Origin of the sequence: Streptomyces sp. NPDC093111, from assembly GCF_040683955.1 — a bacterium.
Classification (GTDB): domain Bacteria; phylum Actinomycetota; class Actinomycetes; order Streptomycetales; family Streptomycetaceae; genus Streptomyces.
Window position 1 is genome coordinate 1 of the sequence record NZ_JBFBNW010000004.1, and the last position, 23,688, is coordinate 23,688.

22 protein-coding genes are annotated in these 23,688 nt (G+C 73.9%); 10 read left to right on the forward strand and 12 right to left on the reverse strand.

Going from position 1 to position 23,688, the window contains the following annotated elements; translation table 11 throughout:
• Positions 1-627 precede the first annotated feature (627 nt).
• Complete coding sequence (gene trpS / locus AB0Q96_RS07090; RefSeq protein WP_365322514.1) at positions 628-1,626, forward strand: tryptophan--tRNA ligase; 999 nt, start codon at positions 628-630, stop codon at positions 1,624-1,626.
• Here the strand turns inward: trpS and AB0Q96_RS07095 are convergent.
• Positions 1,593-2,588 carry a helix-turn-helix domain-containing protein gene (locus AB0Q96_RS07095; RefSeq protein WP_365322516.1) on the reverse strand — a complete coding sequence of 332 codons (996 nt, stop codon included), beginning with the start codon at positions 2,586-2,588 and terminating at the stop codon, positions 1,593-1,595. The two genes, trpS and AB0Q96_RS07095, sit on opposite strands and share 34 nt — an antisense overlap.
• Positions 2,589-2,672: 84 nt before the next feature.
• Between AB0Q96_RS07095 and AB0Q96_RS07100 the strand changes: the two genes are divergently transcribed.
• Entirely contained in the window at positions 2,673-3,281 is a 609-nt protein-coding gene (locus AB0Q96_RS07100; RefSeq protein ID WP_365323273.1) for a cysteine hydrolase family protein, read from the forward strand.
• A gap of 31 nt (positions 3,282-3,312) precedes the next feature.
• Here the strand turns inward: AB0Q96_RS07100 and proC are convergent, their stop codons facing one another.
• The 5 genes from proC to AB0Q96_RS07125 form a co-directional block, all read right to left on the reverse strand.
• Positions 3,313-4,122 (reverse strand): pyrroline-5-carboxylate reductase, encoded by an 810-nt coding sequence (gene proC, locus AB0Q96_RS07105; RefSeq protein ID WP_365322518.1) that lies wholly within the window; start codon positions 4,120-4,122, stop codon positions 3,313-3,315.
• Positions 4,123-4,295: 173 nt separating this feature from the next.
• Complete coding sequence (locus tag AB0Q96_RS07110) at positions 4,296-5,060, reverse strand: ABC transporter permease (RefSeq protein WP_365322520.1); 765 nt, start codon at positions 5,058-5,060, stop codon at positions 4,296-4,298.
• Positions 5,057-5,914: an ABC transporter ATP-binding protein gene (locus tag AB0Q96_RS07115; protein WP_365323275.1), complete on the reverse strand. Its 858-nt coding sequence runs from the start codon at positions 5,912-5,914 to the stop codon at positions 5,057-5,059. Before AB0Q96_RS07115 ends, AB0Q96_RS07110 begins: the two co-directional genes overlap by 4 nt.
• Before the next feature lie 51 nt (positions 5,915-5,965).
• Complete coding sequence (locus tag AB0Q96_RS07120) at positions 5,966-6,457, reverse strand: hypothetical protein (protein WP_365322522.1); 492 nt, start codon at positions 6,455-6,457, stop codon at positions 5,966-5,968.
• Positions 6,458-6,554: 97 nt separating this feature from the next.
• Positions 6,555-6,830, reverse strand: coding sequence for an SH3 domain-containing protein (locus tag AB0Q96_RS07125; protein ID WP_365322524.1), 276 nt, complete (start codon positions 6,828-6,830; stop codon positions 6,555-6,557).
• Between the two features lie 155 nt (positions 6,831-6,985).
• Here AB0Q96_RS07125 and AB0Q96_RS07130 point away from each other — a divergent pair, with 155 nt between their 5' ends.
• A complete protein-coding gene (locus AB0Q96_RS07130) occupies positions 6,986-9,115 on the forward strand; it encodes a PQQ-binding-like beta-propeller repeat protein (RefSeq protein WP_365322526.1) in 2,130 nt (709 codons plus the stop codon).
• 128 nt (positions 9,116-9,243) lie between these two features.
• On the opposite strand, the gene ilvD is transcribed toward AB0Q96_RS07130, so the two are convergent.
• The 4 genes from ilvD to AB0Q96_RS07150 form a co-directional block, all read right to left on the reverse strand.
• Positions 9,244-11,097, reverse strand: a complete 1,854-nt coding sequence (ilvD, locus tag AB0Q96_RS07135) for a dihydroxy-acid dehydratase (protein WP_365322528.1) — start codon at positions 11,095-11,097, stop codon at positions 9,244-9,246.
• 169 nt (positions 11,098-11,266) lie between these two features.
• Positions 11,267-11,878 (reverse strand): TetR family transcriptional regulator, encoded by a 612-nt coding sequence (locus AB0Q96_RS07140; RefSeq protein WP_365322530.1) that lies wholly within the window; start codon positions 11,876-11,878, stop codon positions 11,267-11,269.
• Positions 11,875-12,705, reverse strand: coding sequence for a sugar phosphate isomerase/epimerase (locus tag AB0Q96_RS07145; protein WP_365322532.1), 831 nt, complete (start codon positions 12,703-12,705; stop codon positions 11,875-11,877). The genes AB0Q96_RS07140 and AB0Q96_RS07145 overlap by 4 nt, the downstream gene beginning before the upstream one ends.
• Positions 12,706-12,791: 86 nt before the next feature.
• Positions 12,792-13,727, reverse strand: a complete 936-nt coding sequence (locus tag AB0Q96_RS07150; RefSeq protein ID WP_365322534.1) for a Ppx/GppA phosphatase family protein — start codon at positions 13,725-13,727, stop codon at positions 12,792-12,794.
• 149 nt (positions 13,728-13,876) lie between these two features.
• Between AB0Q96_RS07150 and AB0Q96_RS07155 the strand changes: the two genes are divergently transcribed.
• Complete coding sequence (locus AB0Q96_RS07155) at positions 13,877-14,680, forward strand: hypothetical protein (RefSeq protein WP_365323277.1); 804 nt, start codon at positions 13,877-13,879, stop codon at positions 14,678-14,680.
• Between the two features lie 18 nt (positions 14,681-14,698).
• Here AB0Q96_RS07155 and AB0Q96_RS07160 read toward each other — a convergent pair whose 3' ends face one another.
• A complete protein-coding gene (locus tag AB0Q96_RS07160) occupies positions 14,699-16,393 on the reverse strand; it encodes a hypothetical protein (RefSeq protein ID WP_365322536.1) in 1,695 nt (564 codons plus the stop codon).
• A gap of 319 nt (positions 16,394-16,712) precedes the next feature.
• Between AB0Q96_RS07160 and radA the strand changes: the two genes are divergently transcribed.
• Complete coding sequence (gene radA / locus AB0Q96_RS07165) at positions 16,713-18,122, forward strand: DNA repair protein RadA (protein WP_365322538.1); 1,410 nt, start codon at positions 16,713-16,715, stop codon at positions 18,120-18,122.
• Between the two features lie 154 nt (positions 18,123-18,276).
• Positions 18,277-19,335, forward strand: a complete 1,059-nt coding sequence (disA, locus tag AB0Q96_RS07170) for a DNA integrity scanning diadenylate cyclase DisA (RefSeq protein WP_365323279.1) — start codon at positions 18,277-18,279, stop codon at positions 19,333-19,335.
• 81 nt (positions 19,336-19,416) lie between these two features.
• Here the strand turns inward: disA and AB0Q96_RS07175 are convergent, their stop codons facing one another.
• Positions 19,417-20,241 (reverse strand): hypothetical protein, encoded by an 825-nt coding sequence (locus AB0Q96_RS07175; RefSeq protein ID WP_365322541.1) that lies wholly within the window; start codon positions 20,239-20,241, stop codon positions 19,417-19,419.
• Between the two features lie 261 nt (positions 20,242-20,502).
• On the opposite strand from AB0Q96_RS07175, the gene AB0Q96_RS07180 reads away from it, so the two are divergent.
• From AB0Q96_RS07180 to AB0Q96_RS07195, 4 genes are all read left to right on the forward strand, one after another.
• Positions 20,503-21,165: a phosphatase PAP2 family protein gene (locus AB0Q96_RS07180; RefSeq protein WP_365322543.1), complete on the forward strand. Its 663-nt coding sequence runs from the start codon at positions 20,503-20,505 to the stop codon at positions 21,163-21,165.
• A 33-nt stretch (positions 21,166-21,198) separates the two neighbouring features.
• A complete protein-coding gene (locus tag AB0Q96_RS07185; protein WP_365322545.1) occupies positions 21,199-22,125 on the forward strand; it encodes an A/G-specific adenine glycosylase in 927 nt (308 codons plus the stop codon).
• 308 nt (positions 22,126-22,433) lie between these two features.
• Positions 22,434-23,015: a SigE family RNA polymerase sigma factor gene (locus AB0Q96_RS07190; RefSeq protein ID WP_365322547.1), complete on the forward strand. Its 582-nt coding sequence runs from the start codon at positions 22,434-22,436 to the stop codon at positions 23,013-23,015.
• Positions 23,003-23,677, forward strand: coding sequence for a hypothetical protein (locus tag AB0Q96_RS07195; protein ID WP_365322549.1), 675 nt, complete (start codon positions 23,003-23,005; stop codon positions 23,675-23,677). The genes AB0Q96_RS07190 and AB0Q96_RS07195 overlap by 13 nt, the downstream gene beginning before the upstream one ends.
• Positions 23,678-23,688: the final 11 nt, after the last annotated feature.

Below are 23,688 nucleotides of genomic sequence, written 5' to 3' on the forward strand. Positions count from 1 at the left end.
TCTCGGGCTTTCCTCCGGGCGCTTCCTTCGTTCTTGCGTTTCCGACTCTATCAGATCTTTCCGATCCGATTTCCTCGGTGCTTTCCGGTCCCTTTCGCTTTCGCTCCGGGCCCTTCCGGCGGTTCCGACTCTATCAGATCCTTTCGGGCCTGACTCCCAGTCAGCGGGGTTTGTCTTCCCGGCTGTTGGGCCGTTCCGACGAGTGAGACTTTAGCGGATTCCTTGCCCCCGAAGCGAATCGGGCGGCTCGCGCCCAATCCTTCGAACGCGGATTCCTCATTTCGCAAAAACGCACGGAAAGCAATGACGGCATCGACGAATCGACACCGTCTGGTGCTCAAGTGGGTCTTGCGGAATGGCTGTCCGGGGCCGACCGGGGTCGGTGCTCACGTCGGACAACTCGGAGAACACTACGGATCCGGTAATCCCGTGTCAACCCCGGTCCTCGGGCGTAGCCTCTCCGTATGACCACGCATGCGCACACCACCCAGTGGTGGGCCGCCTGACCCGGCGGCCCTGACTGACGCATGCACAAACGGCCGCCGCCTCGGCGGCCGTTTCGCGTTTCCCCCTCCGGGAGGCCGGCCGACGGGCCGGCGGCGCTTCGGAGAGAGGGAGACGGACGCGATGACGCGGATCTTCAGTGGGATCAAGCCGACCGGGCACCTGACGCTGGGCAACTACCTCGGGGCCGTGCGGCGGTGGGTCGAGGTCGACCAGCACCAGGCCGACGCGCTGTTCAGCGTGGTGGACCTGCACGCGCTGACCGTGGAGCACGATCCGGCGCGGGTGCGGCGGCTGAGCAGGCAGGCGGCGACGCTGCTGCTCGCCTCGGGGCTCGATCCCGAGCGGTGCACCCTCTTCGTACAGAGTCATGTGGACGAGCACGCCCGGCTCTCCTATCTGATGGAGTGCACGGCCACCGACGGCGAGCTGCGGCGGATGATCCAGTACAAGGAGAAGAGCGTCCGGGCGCGGGCGGCCGGGCAGAGCGTGCGGCTGTCGCTGCTGACGTATCCGGCGCTGATGGCGGCGGACATCCTGGCGTACGCGACGGACGAGGTGCCGGTCGGTGCGGACCAGACGCAGCACGTGGAGCTGACCCGGGATCTCGCGGTGCGGTTCAACCAGCGGTACGGGCGGGTGTTCACCGTGCCGAAGGCGACGCACCCGGAGGTGGCCGCGCGGGTCATGGATCTGCAGGACCCCACGTCGAAGATGGGGAAGTCGCACGAGAACGGGGCCGGGATCGTCTATCTGCTCGACGAGGCGGAGACGGTGCGGCGGAAGGTCGTGCGGGCGGTCACGGACAGCGGGCGCGAGGTCGTGTACGACCGGGAGGCGAGCCCGGGGGTGGCGAACCTGCTGGATCTGCTGGCCGCGGCGACGGGGGCGAGTCCGGACGGGCTGGCCGGCGCGTACGACTCGTACGGCGCTCTGAAGAAGGACACGGCGGAGGCGGTCGTCGAACTGCTGCGGCCGGTGCGGGAGCGGCACGCGGAGCTCGCGGCCGATCCCGGGTACGTCGACGGGGTGCTGCGCGCGGGCGCGGAGCGGGCGCGCGGGATGGCGCGGCCGTTGGTCGACGCGGCCTATCGGGCGGTCGGGCTGCTGCCGGCCGTGTGACGGAAGGCGGTGCGGTAGTCGCGCGGGCTGGTGCCGAGGTGCGAGGCGAAGTGCTGGCGCATGGTGACCTCGCTGCCGAAGCCCGCGCGGCGGGCCACCTCGGGGAGGGGGTGGTCGGTGCGTTCGAGGAGCTTCTGCGCGGCGGCCACCCGGCGGCCGATGAGCCAGTGCAGCGGGGTGGTGCCGGTGGTGGCCTGGAAGTGGCGGGCGAAGGAGCGGGGGGACATGCCGGCGCGGGCGGCGAGGCTCGCGACGGTGTGCGGCTGGTCGAGGTGGGCGAGCGCGTGGGCGCGGACGGCGGCGAGGGCGTCGGCGTCGCGGTCGGCGCGCGGGGTGGGGTGCTCGATGAACTGGGCCTGGGTTCCGGTGCGGAAGGGGGCGGTGACCATGGAGCGGGCGATGGTGGCGGCGGTCTCGGCCCCGTGGGCGGTGCGGACGAGGTGGAGGCAGAGGTCGATGCCGGCGGCGGTGCCCGCGGAGGTCCAGATGCCGGTGTCCTCCACGTAGAGGGCCTCGGGTTCGACGCGGACCCGGGGGTGGCGGGCGGCCAGCTCCGGGGCGAGCTGCCAGTGGGTGACGGCCCGGCGGCCGTCGAGGAGGCCGGCGCGGGCGAGGACGAAGGCGCCGGCGCAGAGCGCGGCGACGGGGATGCCGGCGGTGTGGGCCTGGCGCAGGGCTTCCAGGACGGCGGCGGGGAGCTCGGCGTGCGGGTCCTCGATGCCCGGGACGACGACGAGGTCCGTGGGGGTGAGCTCGGTCAGCCAGCGGAGCGGGCGGTCGGGGGTGAGGGTGAGGCCGCCGCGCAGGGGGACGGGGGTGGCCGGGTCGGCGGCGGCGCGGTGGAGGGCGAACGGCGGGACGCCTCGGGTGGTGCGGTCGGTGCCCCAGACCTCGGTGATGACGGAGACGTCGAAGGCGCGGATGCCGGGGAAGGAGAGGAGGGCGATGCGCTGGGGAACCATGGCTGGCAGTTAACCATCGGTCGCTGGCTTTTCTCCCTCTGGGGCGGGGAGCGGGGGCGGGCCAGGATCGTGGGCATGGAGAACATGGAGAGCTTGGAGATCGAAGCGAACGCGGCGCTGGTCGTCATCGACGTACAGAAGGGGTTCGACGACGCGGGGTTCTGGGGGCGGCGGGACAACCCGGACGCGGAGGGGAACATCGCGGCCCTGATCGACCGGTGGCAGGAGTCGGGGCGGCCGGTGGTGTTCGTGCGGCACGACTCGGTGCGGGAGGGTTCGCCGCTGGAGGCGGGGAGCGAGGGCAACGCGTTCAAGGACTTCGTCGAGGAGCGGCGGGGGAAGGGGCGGGGGCCCGAGCTGCTGGTGACGAAGCAGGTGAACTCGGCGTTCTACGGGCAGCCGTCCCTCGACGTCTGGCTGACCGGGGAAGACGTCGCGCAGATCGTGGTCGTCGGGATCCAGACGAACATGTGCAACGAGACGACCGCGCGGATGGGCGGCAACCTGGGGTACGACGTGGTGTTCGCGCTGGACGCGATGCACACCTTCGACCTGGCCGGGCCGTTCGGGTGGACGGCGACGGCGGAGGAGCTGACCCGGGCGACGGCGGTGTCGCTGCACGGCGGGCAGTTCGCCCGGGTCGTGACCACTCAGGACGTGCTGAAGGGCGCGGCGCGCGCGGGCCGCTCCTAGGGCGGTGCCCGGAGCGGCTTCCGGGAGCCGGTCAGCCGTTGCCGGAGGCGAGCTCGCGGCTGCGGTCGCGGGCGGCTTCCAGGGCGGCGATGAGGGCGGCGCGTACGCCGTGGTTCTCCAGTTCGCGGATGGCGCTGATGGTGGTGCCGGCCGGGGAGGTGACGGCCTCGCGCAGTTTGACCGGGTGCTCGCCGCTGTCGCGGAGCATCACGGCGGCGCCGATGGCGGCCTGGACGATGAGGTCGTGGGCCTGGGCGCGGGGCAGGCCGAGGAGGATGCCGGCGTCGGTCATGGCCTCGACGAGGTAGTAGAAGTACGCCGGGCCGGAGCCGGAGAGCGCGGTGGCGGCGTCCTGCTGGGACTCGGGGACGCGCAGGGTCTTGCCGACGCCGCCGAAGATCTCCTCGGTGTGGACGAGGTGCGTGTGGGTGGCGTGGCTGCCGGCGGAGATCACCGACATGCCCTCGTCGACGAGGACGGGCGTGTTGGGCATGACCCGGACGACCGGGGTGCCCGTGGCGAGGCGCTCCTCGATGAAGGCGGTGGGGATGCCGGCCGCGGCGCTGATGACCAGGCGGTCGTTGGCGACGTGGGGGGCGAGTTCGTCGAGGAGGCGGCCCATGTCCTGGGGCTTCACGGCGAGGATGAGGATGTCGGCGCGCTTGGCGGCGTCGGCGTTGGTGACGGCCTCGACGCCGTAGCGGGCGTGGAGCTCCTCGGCGCGTTCGGTGCGGCGGGCGGTGACGAGGAGGTTCGCGGGGCGCCAGCCGGCGCGGATCATCCCGCTGAGGAGTGCCTCGCCGATCTTGCCGGTGCCGAGGACTGCGACGGTCTGGGTCATGGGTCTTTCACCTCGCCGGAGGGGCCTGTGCGTGCGTCTGCGGGACATCCTCGCACCGGGGCGGCGGGTGGTGCGGCGGCTGTCCGAGGGGCGGTCACGCGGGGGCGGTCGGATGGGGCGGTCGGATGGGGCGGTCGCGTCGGGCGGTCGCGTCGGACGGTCGCGTCGGGCGGTCACGCGGTGCGGCGGCGGAGGGTGGCGGCGCCGAGTCCGAGGACGAGGACGGCGCAGCCCGCGACGACCAGGGCGTCGCGGACGAAGGTGCCGGTGACGTCGGTGTGGCGCAGGACCTGGTTCATGCCGTCGACGGCGTACGACATGGGCAGCACGTCCGAGATGGCTTCGAGGGCGGGGGCCATGCGGTCGCGCGGGGTGAACAGGCCGCAGAGCAGCAGCTGGGGGAAGATCACCGCCGGCATGAACTGGACGGCCTGGAACTCGGAGGCGGCGAAGGCCGAGACGAAGAGGCCGAGGGCGGTGCCGAGGAGGGCGTCGAGGAGGGCGACCAGGAGCAGCAGCCAGGGGGAGCCGACGACGTCGAGGCCGAGGAACCAGACGGCGAGGCCGGTGGCGAGGACGGACTGGGCGACGGCGACGAGGCCGAAGGCGAGCGCGTAGCCGGCGATGAGGTCGCCCTTGCCGAGGGGCATGGCGAGGAGGCGTTCGAGGGTGCCGGAGGTGCGTTCGCGCAGCGTGGCGATGGAGGTCACCAGGAACATGGTGATGAGCGGGAAGATGCCGAGCAGCGAGGCGCCGATGCCGTCGAACGTCGAAGGGCATGGGGTCTCCCCACCGCAGGTAGGGGAGGCGTCGAAGACGTAGCGGAGCAGGAAGAGCATCACGCAGGGCACGAGGAGCATCAGCGCGATCGAGCGCGGGTCGTGCCGCAGCTGGCGCAGGACGCGGGCGGCGGTGGCGAGGGTGCGGGCGCTGCTCATGGGCGGGGCTCCTCGGCGGAGGCGGAGGCGGAGGCGGTGACGGTTCCCGCGGCTGCGGGGGCGGGGTGCTCGGCGGCGGTGGCGCGGGCGGCGGCCGCGTCGACGAGGTGGAGGAACGCCTCCTCCACGGTCGCGGTGTCGTTGCGGTGGCGCAGGGCCTCGGGGGTGTCCTCGGCGAGCAGTGCGCCCTCGCGGAGCAGGAGGAGCCGGTGGCAGCGTTCGGCCTCGTCCATGACGTGGGAGGAGACCAGGATCGTGGTGCCCCGGTCGGCGGCGATGTGGTGGAAGAGCTCCCACAGGTCGCGGCGCAGGACGGGGTCGAGGCCGACGGTGGGTTCGTCGAGGACGAGCAGGTCGGGCGTGCCGAGGAGGGCGACGGCGAGCGAGACGCGGCTGCGCTGGCCGCCGGAGAGGCGGCCGGCGAGGGCGTCGGCGTGGCCGGTGAGGGCGACGTCGGCGAGGGCCCGGTCGACGGCGGTGCGGCGGTCGGCGCGGTGGGCGCGGCCGGGGGTGAGGACGGCGGCGAAGTAGTCGAGGTTCTGCCGGACGGTGAGGTCGTCGTAGACGGAGGGGGCCTGGGTGACGTAGCCGATGCGGGGGCGCAGGGCGGGGTCGCCGGCCGGATGGCCGAGGACGTCGAGGGTGCCGGTGACCTTGGCCTGGGTGCCGACGACGGCGCGCATCAGGGTGGTCTTGCCGCAGCCGGAGGGGCCGAGGAGGCCGGTGATGCGGCCGGCCGGGACGGTGAAGTCGAGTCCGCGCAGGACGGTGCGGTCGCCGCGTACGACGGTGAGGCCGGAGGCGACGACGGCACCGGTGCCGGTGGGGTCGCCGGCACCACCCGTCTTATTCATCATGTGATGAATAATGGGCCGGGTCGGGCCCCGTGGCTAGTCCCCGGGCGGCTAGCCCTTCTTCTTCTTGCGCGCGGAGGGGTTGCCCGCGCTCCGCGCGCGGCGCTTCTCGAAGCGGGCGAGGGCCGTCTCGTACTCCGTGCGGCGCAGCTTCTCGCCGGGGGCCTCCGTGAAGGAGCGGGCGAAGTACGCGAGGAGGGAGCCGATGAAGCCGATGAGCTTCAGGGTGCGCAGCGACTGCTCGCGGGCCGGGTCGGCGGGGCGGCTGCCGAAGCCCTCCCAGGTCTTGCGGAAGGCGATGGCGCTGCAGACCGCGAACATCACGACCACCAGCGTGTTGACGAAGCCGCCGACCTGCGCGATCTCCAGGCCCTGGTACGCGAAGCGCAGCACGAAGCAGCCCGCCACGGCGGCCAGCAGCGAGCCGGCGGCCACGCCGACGCGGCGCAGCGCGTACTGGTCGGTGTGGTCGACCCAGCTCGTTCCGAAGAAGCGGATCTCTTCGGGCTGCGGTCCTGCGGGGGTGCGGTTCTCGTCGCTCACGGGATCGATTATCCCCGGTGGGCGACGAAAACCGGTGAGGCCTTAGGCCCCTGAAGGCCCCGGGAAAGCCCCGGGGCCCGGCCCCGGAAGCCCGGGACTAGCCGCAGCGGCGGGCCACGTAGCCGTCGCTGCCGGTGTGGACGTACGCGTCGGAGGCATACTCGCCCGGCGCGATGTTGTCCCAGATGTTGGTGGTGCCGTACGGGCCGGTGACCCAGGTGCCCGGCATCTGGCAGTAGATCGCCACCGTGCTGCCCGCCGCGAGCGAGCGGACGACCGGATACTGGGTGCCCGGGCCCGAACGGACGTTGAGCCGGGTGCCCGGGGCGACCGAGTAGCGGGTGGTGGCCGTCGTGGCCGATTCGGTGCTCATCGCAAACTCCCCCGTTGACGCGAAAGCGCTCCGCCGAGATTCACTCTCCGCGACGCGCAGGCTAGCAAGCCCCACCGACTTCGGCCGCACCATCGACTAGGCTCCGTGCGTCGCGCACGCGCGCGATTCGGACGGGCAACCCACGGGGGTCGGCGATGCCGCCGTTGCGCAGTACCGGTGCGGACCGGGAAGCGGAAGGGCCCGAGTACGCGGGCGAGTACCGGCTCCAGGCCTGTCTCGGCGCCGGCGGCATGGGCGTGGTCCACCTCGCCACCTCCGCCTCCGGGCTGCGGCTCGCGGTCAAGGTGGTGCACGCACAGTACGCGGAGGACCCCGAGTTCAGGGCGCGTTTCCGCCAGGAGGTCGCCGCCGCGCGGCGGGTCAGTGGCGCGTTCACCGCGCCCGTCGTGGACGCCGACCCCGATGCCGTACGCCCCTGGATGGCGACCCTCTACGTCCCCGGGCCCACCCTCGCCGACCAGGTGAAGCGGAGCGGCCCGCTGTCCCCCGCCGAACTGCGGCGCCTGACCGCCGGGCTCGCCGAGGCGCTCCGCGACATCCACCGCGCCGGGGTGGTGCACCGGGACCTGAAGCCGAGCAACGTCCTGCTCACCGACACCGGGCCCAAGGTCATCGACTTCGGCATCTCGCGGCCCGTCGACAGCGATCTGCACACCGAGACCGGGAAGCTGATCGGCTCGCCGCCCTTCATGGCGCCCGAGCAGTTCCAGCGCCCCCGGGAGGTCGGGCACGCCGCGGACGTCTTCGCCCTCGGCTCGGTGCTCGTGCACGCGGCGACCGGCCACGGCCCGTTCGACTCGGACAGCCCGTACATCGTGGCGTACCAGGTCGTCCACGACGAGCCCGACCTGACCGGCGTCCCCGAGGAGCTCGCCCCGCTGGTGGCGCGCTGCCTCGCCAAGGAGCCGGCCGAGCGGCCCACCCCCGCCGAGATCATGGCGGCGCTCAAGCCCCCCTCGTACGACGCCACCGCCTTCATACCGGCCCAGCGCCGCGCCGCCGCACCGCCCCTGCCGCCCGGCCCGGCCCCCTCCTGGGACGCCGCGACCCCCGTACGGGTCCCCGCTCCCCCGCGCCGCCGGCGCAAGCGGCTGCCGGTCGCCCTCGGGGTCGCCCTGCTGCTCGCCGCGGGCGGCACCGTCGCCGCGCTCTCGCAGGGCGGGCCGGCCACGCCCCGCCACCCGGCCGAGGCCGCCCAGACCTTCAGCGGCTGGCAGACCGTCCTGTGGAAGGGCACCGACCCCTCGGCGCCGTCCTGCACCCACAGCGCGGGCGCCCTGTACTGCGCGGGCCGCGGGGTCGCCGCCGCCCGGCTCGACCCGGCCACCGGCAAGGTCGCCTGGTCGCGTCCCGGCCCGGCCGACATGATCGGCCCGCAGGCCCCGGCGCCGCTCACCGGCGGCCCGCTCGCCGCCGCCACCGCCACCGGCGAACTGCGCACCTACGCGCCCGCCGACGGCACCCCGGGCTGGCACCGCAAGGCCGCCGCCCGCCCCGAACGCTTCACCGCCGCCGGCGACGCCCTGGTGCTCTCCGACGGCAGCCCCACCCTGCGCGGCCTCGACGGCGCCGGCGGCCGGGAGCTGTGGCACCGCGCGCTGCCCGGCCACACCTTCCCCGTACCGGGTCCGTACGACGCCGCCACCGATCTGCTCACCGTCTCCGAGACGCTCACCGACGGCGGCCACACCCGCGTCACCGCTCTCCGGCCGCGCACCGGCGAGGTCGTCTGGCAGAAGCGGCTGACCGGCGTGCTCACCCCGGTCGGCACCGCCCCCGGCGGCACCGTCGTCCTGCTCTCCACCGACCGGGCCGGGCGCGCCGACGCCCTGGTCCGCTACGAACCGGCGCGGCAGGCCGTACGGCGGGTGCCCCTGGAGTACGTCTTCAACGAGCCCTTCCTCGTCCTGCACGGCGACGTCGCCTACCTGCTGACCCCCGCCGGGCGGCTCACCGCCGTCGACACCTCCGCCGCGCGCGGACGGGTGCTGTGGGAGCTGGAGACGGGCACCTCCAACGTCTCCCCGCCCGTCGTCGACGCCGACGGGAACCGGCTGTACCTGTCCTCCTCCGACGGGCGGCTGCTCGCCGTCGACACCGTGCGCGGCGCGCTGCTCGGCACGACCGCGCCCCGGCTGCGGAACGGACGGCTCACCTACGCGCCGTCGGTCCCGGCCCCGGTCCCCGCCGACGGCCGGGTCTTCGGGACGGCGCCCGACGGGTCGGTCTTCGCGGTCGACGCGAAGGACCCGCGGGCCTGGTGACGTACGGCCGGGCAGCGGGCCGGGGCAGCGGCCGGGCACCAGCCGGGCAGCGGCCGGAGACGCCGGAAGGGCGGGACCCCCTCGGGTCCCGCCCTTCCGCACGTGGCCGTTCAGACCGAGCCGGCCGTTCAGCCGAGCTTCGACACGTCCCGGACCGCGCCCTTGTCCGCGCTCGTCGCCATCGCCGCGTACGCGCGCAGCGCCGCCGTGACCTTGCGCTCGCGGTTCTTCGGCGCGTACACGCCGTTCATCGCCTCGCGACGGGCGGCGAGGGTGGCCTCGTCGACGAGCAGGTCGATCGTGCGGTTCGGGATGTCGATGCGGATCCGGTCGCCGTCCTCGACGAGGGCGATCGTGCCGCCCGAGGCCGCCTCCGGGGAGGCGTGGCCGATGGACAGGCCCGAGGTGCCGCCGGAGAAGCGCCCGTCCGTCACCAGGGCGCAGGTCTTGCCCAGGCCGCGGCCCTTGAGGAAGGAGGTCGGGTAGAGCATCTCCTGCATGCCGGGGCCGCCCTTGGGGCCCTCGTAGCGGATGACGACGACGTCGCCGTCCTTCACCCGCTTGTTGAGGATCTTCTCGACGGCCTCCTCCTGCGACTCGCAGACGACCGCCGGGCCCTCGAAGGTCCAGATCGACTCGTCGACGCCGGCCGTCTTCACGACACAGCCGTCGACGGCGATGTTGCCGCGCAGCACCGCGAGGCCGCCGTCCTTCGAGTACGCGTGGGCCGCGTCGCGGATGCAGCCGCCGGCGGCGTCCACGTCGAGGGTGTCCCAGCGCTCGGACTGCGAGAACGCCTCGGCGGAGCGCACGCAGCCGGGGGCCGCGTGGAACAGCTCGACGGCCTCCTCGGAGGCGGAGCCGCCGCGCACGTCCCAGGTGTCCAGCCACTCCTTGATGGAGCGGGAGTGGACCGAGTGGACGTCCTCGTCGAGCAGCCCGGCGCGGTACAGCTCGCCGAGGATCGCGGGGATGCCGCCGGCCCGGTGCACGTCCTCCATGTAGTACGTGCCGCCCGGGGCGACGTTCGGGGCGACCTTGGCCAGGCAGGGCACCCGGCGCGACACCTCGTTCATGTCGCTCAGGCCGTACTCCAGCTCGGCCTCCTGGGCGGCGGCGAGCAGGTGCAGGATCGTGTTGGTGGAGCCGCCCATGGCGATGTCGAGGGCCATGGCGTTCTCGAAGGCCGCGCGGGTGGCGATGTTGCGCGGCAGGACGGACGCGTCGTCCTCGTCGTAGTAGCGACGGGTGATGTCGACGACCGTGCGGGCCGCGTTCTCGTAGAGGGCGCGGCGGGCGGTGTGGGTGGCGAGGACGGAGCCGTTGCCGGGGAGGGAGAGGCCGATGGCCTCGGTCAGGCAGTTCATCGAGTTGGCGGTGAACATGCCGGAACAGGACCCGCAGGTCGGGCAGGCGTTCTCCTCGATGCGGAGGATGTCCTCGTCGGAGACCTTGTCGTTGACGGCCTCGGAGATCGCGTCGACCAGGTCGAGGGTGCGGACCGTGCCGTCGACGAGGGTCGCCCGGCCGGACTCCATGGGGCCGCCGGAGACGAAGACGGTCGGGATGTTGAGGCGCAGGGCGGCCATCAGCATGCCCGGGGTGATCTTGTCGCAGTTGGAGATGCAGATCAGGGCGTCGGCGCAGTGCGCCTCGACCATGTACTCCACGCTGTCGGCGATGAGGTCGCGGGAGGGCAGGCTGTAGAGCATGCCGCCGTGACCCATGGCGATGCCGTCGTCGACGGCGATCGTGTTGAACTCGCGGGCGATGCCGCCGGCGGCGGTGATGGCCTCGGAGACGATCCGGCCGACCGGCTGGAGGTGGGTGTGGCCGGGGACGAACTCGGTGAACGAGTTGGCGACGGCGATGATCGGCTTCCGGCCGATGTCGGCGCCCGGTACACCGGAGGCCCGCATAAGGGCGCGGGCGCCCGCCATGTTGCGGCCGTGGGTGACTGTGCGGGACCTCAGCTCGGGCATCGTCGCTCGCTCCTCCGGTGACGGGTGTGCTTGCAGTCGAGCGTACGCCCCGCCTCCAAGATCTGGACACGGGGTCCGTCATTCGAGACGGGTGTTCGGTCTTCGGGCCGGTGCCGCGCCGCTTCCCGCGTTGTGGGTGCCCCGGCCCGGCACCCGGGACCTGCCCGGGTCACGCCTGGGTCAGGTAGCGCTGGAGCGTCGGGGCCACCTGGGCCACGATCTCCTCCGGGTCCGCCGAGGCCAGCGGCTCGACCTGGATCACGTACCGCAGGATCGCGATCCCGATCATGTGCGAGGCGGCCAGCTCCGCCCGCAGCTTCGGGTCCGGCACGTCCAGGTCGGCGGCGATCCGTTCCAGGAGCCGCCGCAGCACGAAGCCCCGCAGCACCTTCGCCGCCGCCTCGTGGGTCAGCGCGGAGCGCACCACGGCGAGCAGCGGGGCGCGGGTCGCCGGGTTCTCCCACACCGAGAGGAAGAAGCGGGCGAGCCGCTCGCCGATCGCCTCGCGCGGGCCGCCGACGATCAGCGGGATCGCCGTCGCCGGTTCGAAGGAGACCTCGATCGCCGCCGCGAAGACCTCGTCCTTCGTACCGAAGTAGTGGTGCACGAGCGCCGGGTCGACCCCCGCGTCCTTCGCGATCCCGCGCACGGACGTCTTGTCGTAGCCCCGCTCGGCGAACTGGCTCCGGGCCGCCTCCAGGATCCGCTCGCGCGCGCCCGGCGCGGAGTCGGCGGCGGTACGGGACGGCCGGCCGCGCCGCCGGGGGGACGGCTCGGTCACGGGCCGGGGGCCTTGCCGTTCCGGGCGGCGGCTAGGTGGAGCCGGGTGAAGGCCAGCGCCTCGGCGAGGTCGGCCTCGCGTTCGGCGGAGGACATCGCGCGGCGGGTGTTGACCTCGATGACGACGTGCCCGTCGTAGCCGCCGCGCGCCAGGCCCTCCAGGAGCTCCGCGCACGGCTGGGTGCCGCGGCCCGGCACCAGGTGCTCGTCCTTGGCCGATCCGCGCCCGTCGGCGAGGTGGACGTGGCCCAGCCGGTCGCCCATGCGGTCGACCATGGCGAGGGCGTCCGCGCGGGCGGTCGCCGTGTGCGAGAGGTCGACGGTGAAGTGCCGGTAGTCGTCCTTGGTGACGTCCCACTCGGGGGCGTACGCGAGCATCTCGCGGTCCTTGTACCGCCACGGGTACATGTTCTCGACGGCGAAGCGGACGTCCGTCTCGTCGGCCATGCGCCAGATGCCGGTCACGAAGTCGCGCGCGTACTGGCGCTGCCAGCGGAACGGCGGGTGGACGACGACCGTCGAGGCGCCCAGCTTCTCCGCGGCGGCGCGGGCGCGCTGCAGCTTCACCCACGGGTCGGTGGACCAGACCCGCTGGGTGATCAGCAGACAGGGCGCGTGGACGGCGAGGATCGGGACCTGGTGATAGTCCGACAGGCGCCGCAGCGCCTCGATGTCCTGGCTGACCGGATCGGTCCACACCATGACCTCGACCCCGTCGTAACCGAGGCGCGCGGCGACCTCGAAGGCCGTCGCCGTCGACTCCGGATACACCGAGGCCGTCGACAGGGCGACCTTCGCATCCGGGACGCGCACCGCTGGTTCTGCCACGGGGACAGGGTACGGGGCGGGCCGCGGCGCCGGGGGGTGGTTCCGGTCACCCCCCGGGAGCGGGACCCTCCCGCCCGCCCGCGGTCCTACAGCTCGTCCGGCAGGTGGTCCAGGCGGCGCAGGATGACGCCCTCGCGCAGCGCCCAGGGGCAGATCTCCAGCTCCTCGACGCCGAACAGGTCCATCGCGCCCTCGGCGACCAGGGCGCCCGCCAGGAGCTGGGCGGCGCGGCCCTCGGAGACGCCGGGCAGGGCGGAGCGCTCGCCGACGGTCATGGCGGCCAGCCGCGGCACCCACTCCTCCAGGGCCTTGCGGGACAGCGTCCGCTGCACGTACAGGCCGAAGCCCGAGCCGGGGGCGCCGGCGATCCGGGCCAGCTGCTTGAAGGTCTTCGAGGTGGCGACCACGTGGTCGGGGCGGCCGAAGCGGCTGAACTCGCCGACCGTCCGGGCGATCTGCGCCCGCACGTGGCGGCGCAGCGCCTTCACGTCGGCCGCGTCCGCCGGGTCGCCCGGCAGCCAGCCCGAGGTGAGGCGGCCCGCGCCGAGCGGCAGGGACACCGCCGTGTCGGGCTCCTCGTCGATGCCGAAGGCGACCTCCAGCGAGCCGCCGCCGATGTCCAGGAGGAACAGCTTGCCCGCGGACCAGCCGAACCAGCGGCGGGCCGCCAGGAAGGTGAGCCGGGCCTCCTCCTCGCCGGTGAGGACCTGCAGCGCGATCCCGGTCTCCGCCTCGACGCGGGCGAGGACCTCGTCGGCGTTGCTGGCCTCGCGCACCGCCGAGGTCGCGAACGGCAGCACCTCCTCGCAGCCCTTGTCCTCCGCGGCCACGAGCGCGTCGCGGACGGTGGCGACGAGCCGCTCGACCCCCGCGTCCGCGATCGCGCCGCGCTCGTCGAGGAGCTCGGCCAGGCGCAGCTCCGCCTTGTGGGAGTGGGCGGGCAGCGGGCGGGCGCCGGGGTGGGCGTCCACCACCAGCAGGTGCACTGTGTTCGAACCGACGTCGAGGACTCCGAGTCTCATGGACGGAACGCTACTGCGCGCACCCGCATACGCTTGTCGTTGTGCCAAAGACGAAAAAGGCGAAGCCGGGCAAAGACAGCACCGGGGACCACGCCAGCCGGGGCGACGACGCCGTGAAGTCGGCCAGGACCGCGCACGCGGCCAAGGCCGTGAAAGCAGTGAAGGCCGGGAAGTCCGGCAAGAAGGGCGGCAAGGCCGACGAGCCCGACGAGAAGGGCCTCGACTTCCCGCGCGCCTGGGTGGAGTTCGCCGACCCGGACGACGAGGAGCAGGTCTACCGCTGCGACCTGACCTGGCTCACCTCCCGCTGGACCTGCATCTTCGGCAACGGCTGCCAGGGCATCCAGGAAGGCCGGGCGGACGACGGCTGCTGCACGCTCGGCGCGCACTTCTCCGACGAGGACGACGAGAAGCGGGTCGCCGGGTACGTGGACCGGCTGACGCCCGAGCTGTGGCAGTTCCACGGCGTCGGATCGGAGACGGGCTGGGTGCAGCTCGACGAGGACGGCGACCGGCAGACCCGCCGCTGGCAGGGCTCCTGCATCTTCCAGAACCGTCCCGGCTTCGCCGGCGGCGCCGGCTGCTCGCTGCACATCCTGGCCGTGAAGGAGGGCCGGGAGCCGCTGGAGACCAAGCCGGACGTGTGCTGGCAGCTGCCCGTACGGCGGACCTACGACTGGATCGAGCGCCCCGACGACACCAAGGTCCTCCAGGTGTCGATCGGCGAGTACGACCGGCGCGGCTGGGGCCCCGGCGGCCACGACCTGCACTGGTACTGCACGACGGCCAGCTCCGCGCACGTCGGCGGCGAGCCGGTCTACGTCTCGTACCGGCCCGAGCTCGTCGAGATGATGGGCAAGGCGGCGTACGAGGTCCTCGTCGGCCTGTGCGAGGCGCGGCTGGCCTCCCAGCTGCCGCTGGTGGCACCGCACCCCGCCGACCCGGTCGGCTAGCCCGCGGCCGGAAGGCGCTCAGGACGGGCCGGGGCCCGGGTCCTGGCTCGGGGTCCCGCCGTCCGAGGCGGTGGGTTCGGGCGTGGGCTCCGTCGTCGGCTCCGTGGTCGGGGGCTGGGTGCTCGGCTCCGTCGTCGGCTCCGTCGTCGGGGGCGTGGTCGTCGGCTCCGACGTCGGCGTGGTCGGCTCGGGCGTGGCCGGGGTGCCGGGTCCGGTCGTGGCGGGCGGCCGGGTCGCCCCGTAGCCGTCGATGCGCAGCACCGCGCCCGAGGGGTCGACGCCGACCCGGGCGCTCCAGGCGCCGGACGGTTCGCGGGAGCGGTCCACGGAGATCCGGACCGTGACCGACTCGCCCGGGCGCAGGGTGCCGGAGCCCTGGCTCACGTACAGCCAGGGGGCGTCCGACCACAGCGACCAGACGGCGGGCGAGCCGCCCTCGTTGGTGAGGGTGAGCAGGGTCGTCGCCCCGCTGCCGCGCGCGGCCACCGTGATCCGCGCGGGCGCCGGCCGCCCGGGCAGCGTCGGGGTGGCGGGCGCGCCGGGGCTGATCACCTCGACGGAGACGTCCGGGGAGCGGCTGCCGCGGGTGAAGCGGGGGTCGGGGGTGGTGCGGGCGTTGCCCGCGTTCTCGTACCGCTCGTACGGGCGGCCGCCGGTGCCCGCGCCCTGCGCACCCTCCGGCTCGTCCGCCTCGCGGGCGCTGATCCTGGCCCCGTCCTGCCCCTCCCCCATCTCGGGCGTGCCCCGGTACGACGCCCACAGGGCGAGCACCGGGGCGGCGACGACCGCGGCGACCACGGTGGTGGTGACGGCGCGGGCGCGCATCCGGTCGCGGCGGGCCACGTGGTCCTTGGGGTCCATGGGGAAGCCCGTCGGCCCGAAGCGCGGGGCGCCGGCCCGGGCGCGCGGCACGTGCAGCATCGCCACGTAGGCGGCGGCCCGCGGCGCCTCCACCAGCGGCAGCCGGCCCGCCGGACCCGCCACCGCACCGGGCCACGCCCCGCCCGCGCCCGCCCGCTCGGCCGCCCGGCGGCAGCGCGGACAGTCGTCGACGTGCCGCACCAGCTCAGCGCGCAGCGCCGCCGAGAGCAGCACCTGATGGTCGCCGGTCAGCCCGGCGACCGTCGGGCAGTCGCCCGTCTCGACGACGGCGAGGGCGGCCCGGGTGCGCTCCACCTCGCAGGCGGCCGAGGAGAGCAGGTCGCGGGCGGCGGACGGGTCGAGCGTGAGGACGGCGGCCAGCTCCCGGTGTCCGAGCCCGTGCCGGACCGCCAGCTCCAGGGCCTCGCGCTGCTCCGGGGTGGTGCCGGCGGCCTCGGGCCAGGCGAGCGCGGCCAGTTCGAGCCGGCGGCGCTCGGCGACCTCCGGGGAGACCCGGGGCGGCGCGGGCGCGGCGACCGCGGGCCGTCCGGTGTGGGCGCCCTGCCGCCGGCGCCGCTGCTCGCCGAGGCTGCGCAGACAGGCCCAGCGGGCCAGGGCGTACAGCCAGGCCCGGCGCCCGCCCTCGTCGGAGGGGCAGCGGCCGTGGTGGCGCTCGGCGATGGCGAGGACGTCGCCGAGGACGGCAGTGGCCGTGTCGTGGTCGCACAGCACCGAGAGGCAGTAGGTGAACAGCCCGTCGAGGTATTCCTCGTAGCGCGCGGGCGGGCGCTGGCCGAGGGTGCGTGCGCCGTCGGTGGTTCGGTCGGGGGAATCCAGCCTGCTGCTCGTCACGGGCCGACCGTAGGCAGGGGGCTGGGGACTCTTCGTACCGCTTGCACACTTTTAACCCGTACGGGTGAAGCTTTCGCTCGAAGGGGTACAGGAACCCGGCCGCCTCCCCTTTTTTTAGGCCTCGCTCGCCTCCGGGCGCTTTCAGCCGGGGGAACGGTCCCGACCGTGCTCGACCCGCTCGTTCCTCACGGGCCTCCGCGCGCTCGGGACCGTTCCCCCGGCGCGCCCTTCGGCTCGCTCGGCGGCGCGCGGGGCCGGACCGCAGCCGGACGGCGCCGGCATGGGGGGCCTGTCAGTGGTGGCCGATACGGTGGGGCGCATGGCTGCCCGTACGAAAACCGCCAAGGACCGGCCGTCCTACCGCTGCACCGAGTGCGGCTGGCAGACGGCCAAGTGGCTCGGCCGCTGCCCCGAATGCCAGGCATGGGGCACGGTCGAGGAGTACGGCGCGCCCGCCGTGCGGACCACCGCCGCCGGGCGGGTGTCCACCTCCGCGCTGCCCATCGGCCAGGTCGACGCCCGGCAGGCCACCGCCCGCACCACCGGCGTCGACGAGCTGGACCGGGTGCTCGGCGGCGGGCTCGTGCCCGGAGCGGTCGTGCTGCTCGCCGGGGAGCCGGGCGTCGGCAAGTCCACGCTGCTGCTCGACGTCGCCGCCAAGGCCGCCAGCGACCAGCACCGCACGCTGTACGTGACGGGCGAGGAGTCGGCGAGCCAGGTCCGGCTCCGCGCGGACCGGATCCACGCCCTCAGCGACCATCTGTACCTGGCGGCCGAGACCGACCTCTCCGCCGTCCTGGGCCACCTGGACGAGGTCAAGCCCTCGCTGCTGATCCTCGACTCGGTGCAGACCGTCGCCTCCCCCGAGATCGACGGCGCCCCCGGCGGCATGGCGCAGGTCCGCGAGGTCGCCGGAGCCCTGATCCGGGCGTCCAAGGAGCGGGGCATGTCCACCCTGCTCGTCGGCCACGTCACCAAGGACGGCGCCATCGCGGGACCCCGCCTCCTGGAGCACCTGGTCGACGTGGTGCTGCACTTCGAGGGCGACCGGCACGCCCGGCTCCGCCTGGTCCGCGGTGTGAAGAACCGGTACGGGACGACCGACGAGGTCGGCTGCTTCGAACTGCACGACGAGGGCATCACCGGCCTCGCCGACCCCTCGGGCCTCTTCCTGACCCGCCGTGACGTCGCCGTCCCCGGCACCTGCCTGACCGTCACCCTGGAGGGCCGCAGGCCGCTGGTCGCCGAGGTGCAGGCGCTGACCGTGGACTCCCAGATCCCCTCGCCCCGCCGCACCACCTCGGGCCTGGAGACCTCCCGCGTCTCGATGATGCTGGCGGTCCTGGAGCAGCGGGGCCGGATCAGCGCCCTCGGCAAGCGGGACATCTACAGCGCGACCGTGGGCGGCGTGAAGCTGTCCGAGCCCGCCGCCGACCTGGCCATCGCCCTCGCGCTGGCCTCGGCCGCCAGCGACTCTCCGCTGCCGAAGAACCTGGTCGCGATCGGCGAGGTCGGGCTCGCGGGCGAGGTCCGCCGGGTCACCGGCGTGCAGCGCCGGCTCGCCGAGGCGCACCGGCTGGGCTTCACCCACGCCCTGGTCCCGACCGACCCGGGCAAGGTCCCGGCCGGCATGAAGGTGACCGAGGTCGCCAACGTGGGCGAAGCCCTCCAGGTCCTGCCGCGCGGGCGCCGCGCCCGGACGCCCGAGGAGGGGCAGGGAGCCGGGTAGCGGACCCGGCGCGGGGCGGTGCGGGGGCCGTCCCGGGTCGCCTCCCCGGCGCGCGGCGGAGGGCGGCGGGGTGGTGTCGCTAGACTTTGCCCTGGTCTCGCCCATCCGTACGAGCCGGAGGAGTGCAGTGGCAGCCAAGGACAACGAGGCACTGATGCGTGCGTCGCTCAGCGCCGTCGCCCCCGGCACCGCGCTCCGCGACGGTCTCGAACGCATCCTGCGCGGCAACACCGGCGGCCTGATCGTCCTCGGCATGGACAAGACCGTCGAGTCGATGTGCACCGGCGGATTCGTCATCGACGTCGACTTCACGGCCACCCGGCTGCGCGAGCTGTGCAAGCTGGACGGGGCGATCGTCCTCGACAAGGACATCTCCAAGATCCTGCGGGCCGGCGTGCAGCTGGTGCCCGACGCGTCCATCCACACCGAGGAGACCGGCACCCGGCACCGCACCGCGGACCGGGTCTCCAAGCAGTGCGGCTTCCCGGTGGTCTCGGTCTCCCAGTCGATGCGCCTGATCGCCCTGTACGTCAACGGCGAGCGGCGCGTCCTGGAGGAGTCGTCGGCGATCCTGTCCCGCGCGAACCAGGCGCTCGCCACCCTGGAGCGGTACAAGCTGCGCCTCGACGAGGTGGCCGGCACGCTCTCCGCGCTGGAGATCGAGGACCTGGTGACCGTCCGGGACGTCACCGCCGTCGCCCAGCGTCTGGAGATGGTCCGCCGGATCGCCACCGAGATCGCCGAGTACGTGGTCGAGCTCGGCACCGACGGCCGGCTGCTCTCCCTCCAGCTCGACGAGCTGATCGCGGGCGTCGAGCCGGAGCGCGAGCTGGTCGTCCGCGACTACGTGCCCGAGCCCACGGCCAAGCGTTCGCGCACGGTCGCCGAGGCGCTGACCGAGCTGGACGCGCTGACCCACCCCGAGCTCCTCGAACTGCCCATAGTGGCGCGGGCCCTCGGCTACACCGGCTCCCCCGAGACGCTGGACTCGGCGGTCTCGCCGCGCGGCTACCGGCTGCTCGCCAAGGTGCCGCGGCTGCCGGGCGCGATCATCGAGCGGCTCGTCGAGCACTTCGGCGGACTGCAGAAGCTGCTCGCGGCGAGCGTGGACGACCTCCAGACCGTGGACGGCGTCGGCGAGGCCCGCGCCCGCAGCGTCCGCGAGGGACTGTCCCGGCTCGCGGAGTCCTCGATCCTGGAGCGGTACGTCTAGGTACGTCTAGGGCCGGACAGGCCCTGGCGGTCCCGCCGGGCTCCGTACCGCTCAGTCCTTGGCCGGCGTGAACGACGCCGGTCAGTCCTTGGCCAGCGTGAACGACGCCGGCAGCACCTTCACGCCCGGCATCGCGGCCTCCACCAGGTAGGTGCCCGGGCCGACCTGGCCCGCCGGGGCGGTCGCGCAGCGCGGGGCGCTCTGCTTGCGGTCCCACTCCACGGTGTGCGTGATCGTGGTCCGCGCGGGGACCTTCAGGAGCAGCGGACCGGCCGGGCGCGGGCAGTCCTTCGAGGACCAGATCTCGGCGCTCTTGGTGTCACTGATCGTCAACACCGCGTTCGCCGGACCGAGATCGGCCTTGCAGGCCGCCGCCGAGGTGTTCTTGACGACCAGGTGGAAGCGGGGCTTCTCGCCGGGCCCGTAGCTGACCTCGGCGCTGCGCAGCGTCAACTGGAGTGCTCCCGGGGCGCAGTTCGGCAGCGGCGAACCGGCCGGAACCTGCTGTCCCGCGCCGGTGCCCGCGCCGCCGTCGCCGCCGGCCCCGTCGGTGTCGCCGTTCTTGCCGCCGGTCGCGGCCCCCGCGTCCGCGCCCGTGCCCGGGTCCGTACCCGCGTCGCCGCCCGTGCCGTCACCGCCCGCGGTGCCGGCGCCGCCGTCCGACTCGTCGCGCCCGCCCGGCCGTTGGCTGATCGCCGGACCGGTGCCGGAGGGCCCGGGGGTGATCGAGGGCGCGGGAGAAGAGCCGTTGGCGGAGTCGCTCGGCTTCTTCCCTTGCCCGCCACCGGAGGTGACGGCCCATAGGGCGATCAGCGCGAGGAGGGCAACCAGGCACAGCGCCACGGCCCTCCGACGCCAGTAGATGGAGGAGGGAAGCGGCCCGACCGGATTGCGCAGAGATCCCACGCCACGAACCTTACGAGAGATCACGGCCGACTCCCGCCCCACCCGCCGCCCCGGGCACCAAGTTTTGCCGATGATCACATCCCGGATCCGTCCCGGATCGCGTCCCTGATCACATCCGTGTCACATCCCGGCCCGAGGGGAACCCCCGGGCCGCGCCGTCCGTTCCCCTCGGGCCCCCGCGCACCCCCTACTTTCGTCGAGGGCGGTCCTGGCCCTTCGTGTGGAGCAGAGCGCTCCGGATGCCGGTTAACGTCGACGACCATGGACAACCTCCCTGCCCTCTCCGACGGCCTGTATCTCGACATCGCGGACTTCGCCCACGCCACCCCGCACTGGTTCCAGCAACTGGCGGAGGTGTGGACGGAACTCGGGCTGCTGCTCTTCGGGGTGCTGTTCGCGGCCGGCTGGTGGCGGGCCCGCCGGGGATCGGACGGGGCGATGGCGCTGGCGCTGCTCGCGCCGCTCGCGACGGCCTTCGGCTATGTGGTGAGCGAGGGCCTGAAGTCGCTGGTGGACGAGGAGCGTCCGTGCCGGGCGGTCGCCGGGGCGCCCGCCTCGCTGGTCGCCTGCCCGCCGCACGGCGACTGGTCCTTCCCCTCCAACCACTCGGCCATCGCGGGCGCCGCGGCCGTGGCGCTCGCCCTGTCCTGGCGCGGCATCGTCTGGCTGACCGCGCCGATGGCGCTGCTGATGGCCTTCTCGCGGGTGTTCGTCGGGGTCCACTACCCGCACGACGTGACGGTCGGCCTGCTGGTCGGCGCGGTGGTCGCGTTCGTCGTCGTGAAGGCCGCGAAGCGGCCCGTCGGCTCCGTCGTCCAGGCGGCCCGCTCCAGCCGCAACGGCGCAGTCGTGTGGTGTGTGGGGCGCGGGCTCCCCGCACACGCCTCCGCACGCCCCGGGGGCGTGCGCCACGGCGCGTACTGATCGTCCGGCGGACGTGCCAGGATCGGGGGTGCCATGACTTCGACTCTCCCCGGTTCCCCCGAGACCCCCGCCGTCGCCCCCGCAGCCCCCGCCGAGCTGCACGGGCCCGTCCTCGCCTGGTTCGACCGGCACGCCCGCGACCTGCCCTGGCGCCGCCCCGAGGCCGGGGCGTGGGGGGTGATGGTCAGCGAGTTCATGCTCCAGCAGACGCCCGTGGTGCGGGTGCTGCCCGTCTACGAGCACTGGCTGGCGCGCTGGCCGCGCCCCGCCGACCTGGCCGCGGACGCGCCCGGCGAGGCCGTCCGCGCCTGGGGCCGGCTCGGCTACCCGCGGCGCGCGCTGCGGCTGCACGCGGCGGCCGTGGCCATAACGGAGCGGCACGGCGGTGACGTGCCGACCGACCACGGGCAGCTGCTCGCGCTCCCCGGGATCGGGGAGTACACGGCCGCCGCGGTGGCCTCGTTCGCGTACGGGCAGCGGCACGCGGTCCTCGACACCAACGTGCGCCGGGTCTTCGCGCGGGCGGCGACCGGCGTGCAGTACCCGCCGAACGCCACCACCGCCGCCGAGCGCCGGCTGGCCCGTGCCCTGCTGCCCGAGGACGAGGCGACGGCGGCCCGCTGGGCGGCGGCCTCCATGGAGCTGGGCGCGCTCGTCTGCACCGCGAAGAACGAGGACTGCGGGCGCTGCCCGCTGGCCGACCGCTGTTCCTGGCTGCTGTCCGGCAAGCCCGCCCACACCGGTCCGCCGCGGCGCGGCCAGACGTACGCGGGCACCGACCGGCAGGTCCGGGGCAAGCTGCTCGCCGTCCTGCGGGAGGCCGCTGACCCGGTGGAACAGGCCGCGCTGGACGCGGTCTGGGACGAGCCGGTGCAGCGGGCCCGCGCCCTGGACGGCCTGGTCGCCGACGGCCTGGTCGAGCCCCTGGACGACGGCCGCTACCGGCTGCCCCTCACCTGACGGCCCCGCCGCCGCCCCCGTCTGGCCCCGTCCGCCCCCGTCCGGCCCCTTTCCGGCCCGGGCCCGGCCCCGCACCTCGGGGCCGGGCCGTGCCCCGGGGCCGGCGGGCGGCCCGTACCCCTCGCGCCCCGTACGCCCCTTCAGGCGTCCTAAACCTCGTACCGGATCCTCGTACCGCCGCTGTTACACAACCGATGGGCAGCCGTGCGTCCGCCGACGGCTGCCACGCACAACCCCGTGACACGCGCTCCGTAGCGTCTTCGACGTAAGCAGACAGGGCTGGTCACGGGGATCGGAGGCGGTTCGGCATGGCGCACGGCGAGGTGCTCGATTTCGAGGAGTACGTACGCACGCGACAGGACGCGCTGCTGCGCAGCGCACGTCGTCTCGTGCCCGATCCGGTGGACGCCCAGGACCTCCTCCAGACCGCGCTGGTCCGGACGTTCGGCCGCTGGGACGGCATCGCGGACAAGTCGCTGGCCGACGCCTACCTCCGACGGGTCATGATCAACACCCGGACCGAGTGGTGGCGCGCCCGCAAGCTGGAGGAAGTGCCCACCGAGCAGCTGCCCGACGCCCGCGTCGAGGACGCCACCGAGCAGCACGCCGACCGGGCCCTGCTCATGGACATCCTGAAGTTGCTCGCGCCCAAGCAGCGCAGCGTGGTCGTGCTGCGCCACTGGGAGCAGATGAGCACCGAGGAGACCGCGGCCGCGCTCGGCATGTCGACCGGTACGGTGAAGAGCACGCTCCACCGCGCGCTGGCCCGGCTGCGGCAGGAACTGGAGAGCCGGGCCGCCGAGGGCGACACCCGCGCCCTCGCCGCGGGGGTGCTGGAGCGGACGACGACCGGACGAGGCGAACGGGAGCAGGAGCGGTGCGCGGCCTAGGTGCCAGAGATCGGGCGGCGGGCTTCACGGCGGTGGCCGGGCTCGCCGCCATCGGCGTGCTCGCCGCCGGCTGCTCGACCGGCGGGACGGGCTCGCGCGACGAGGGCGCGGCCCGGTCCGACGAGGTCGCCTCGACGGCCCCGACGACCTCGCCGCCCGCCGCCTCCGTGGAGAGCGCCGTGCCGACCACCGAGCGGGTGGACCCGATCGCGCTGCTGAAGTCCGACCCGAAGATCGGCGAGCGGCTGAAGGCGGACCTGAAGCCGTGCACCGCGAACGCGTACCCGGTGGACACCTCGTACGGGAACCTGACGAACTCGACCGGACCCGACGTCGTCGTCAACGTGATGACCTGCGGTGACGCCGTCGGCATCGGCACGTACGTGTACCGCGAGGAGAACAACCGGTACACGAACGTCTTCATGGCCGAGGACGCAGCCGTCTACGGCACGATCGACCGCGGCGACCTGATCGTCACCAAGCAGGTGTACGCGAAGGGCGACCCGGTGGCGTATCCCTCGGGCGAGGACGTCATCACGTACCGCTGGTCGGGAAACAAGTTCAGCCAGCACGACTGGGTGCACAACGACTACAGCAAGGCCGTCGGCGACGGCGGTATCGACGGTACGGTGCCCGCGCCCAGCGAGCCCGGCGCGAACTGAGGGGCGGCGAG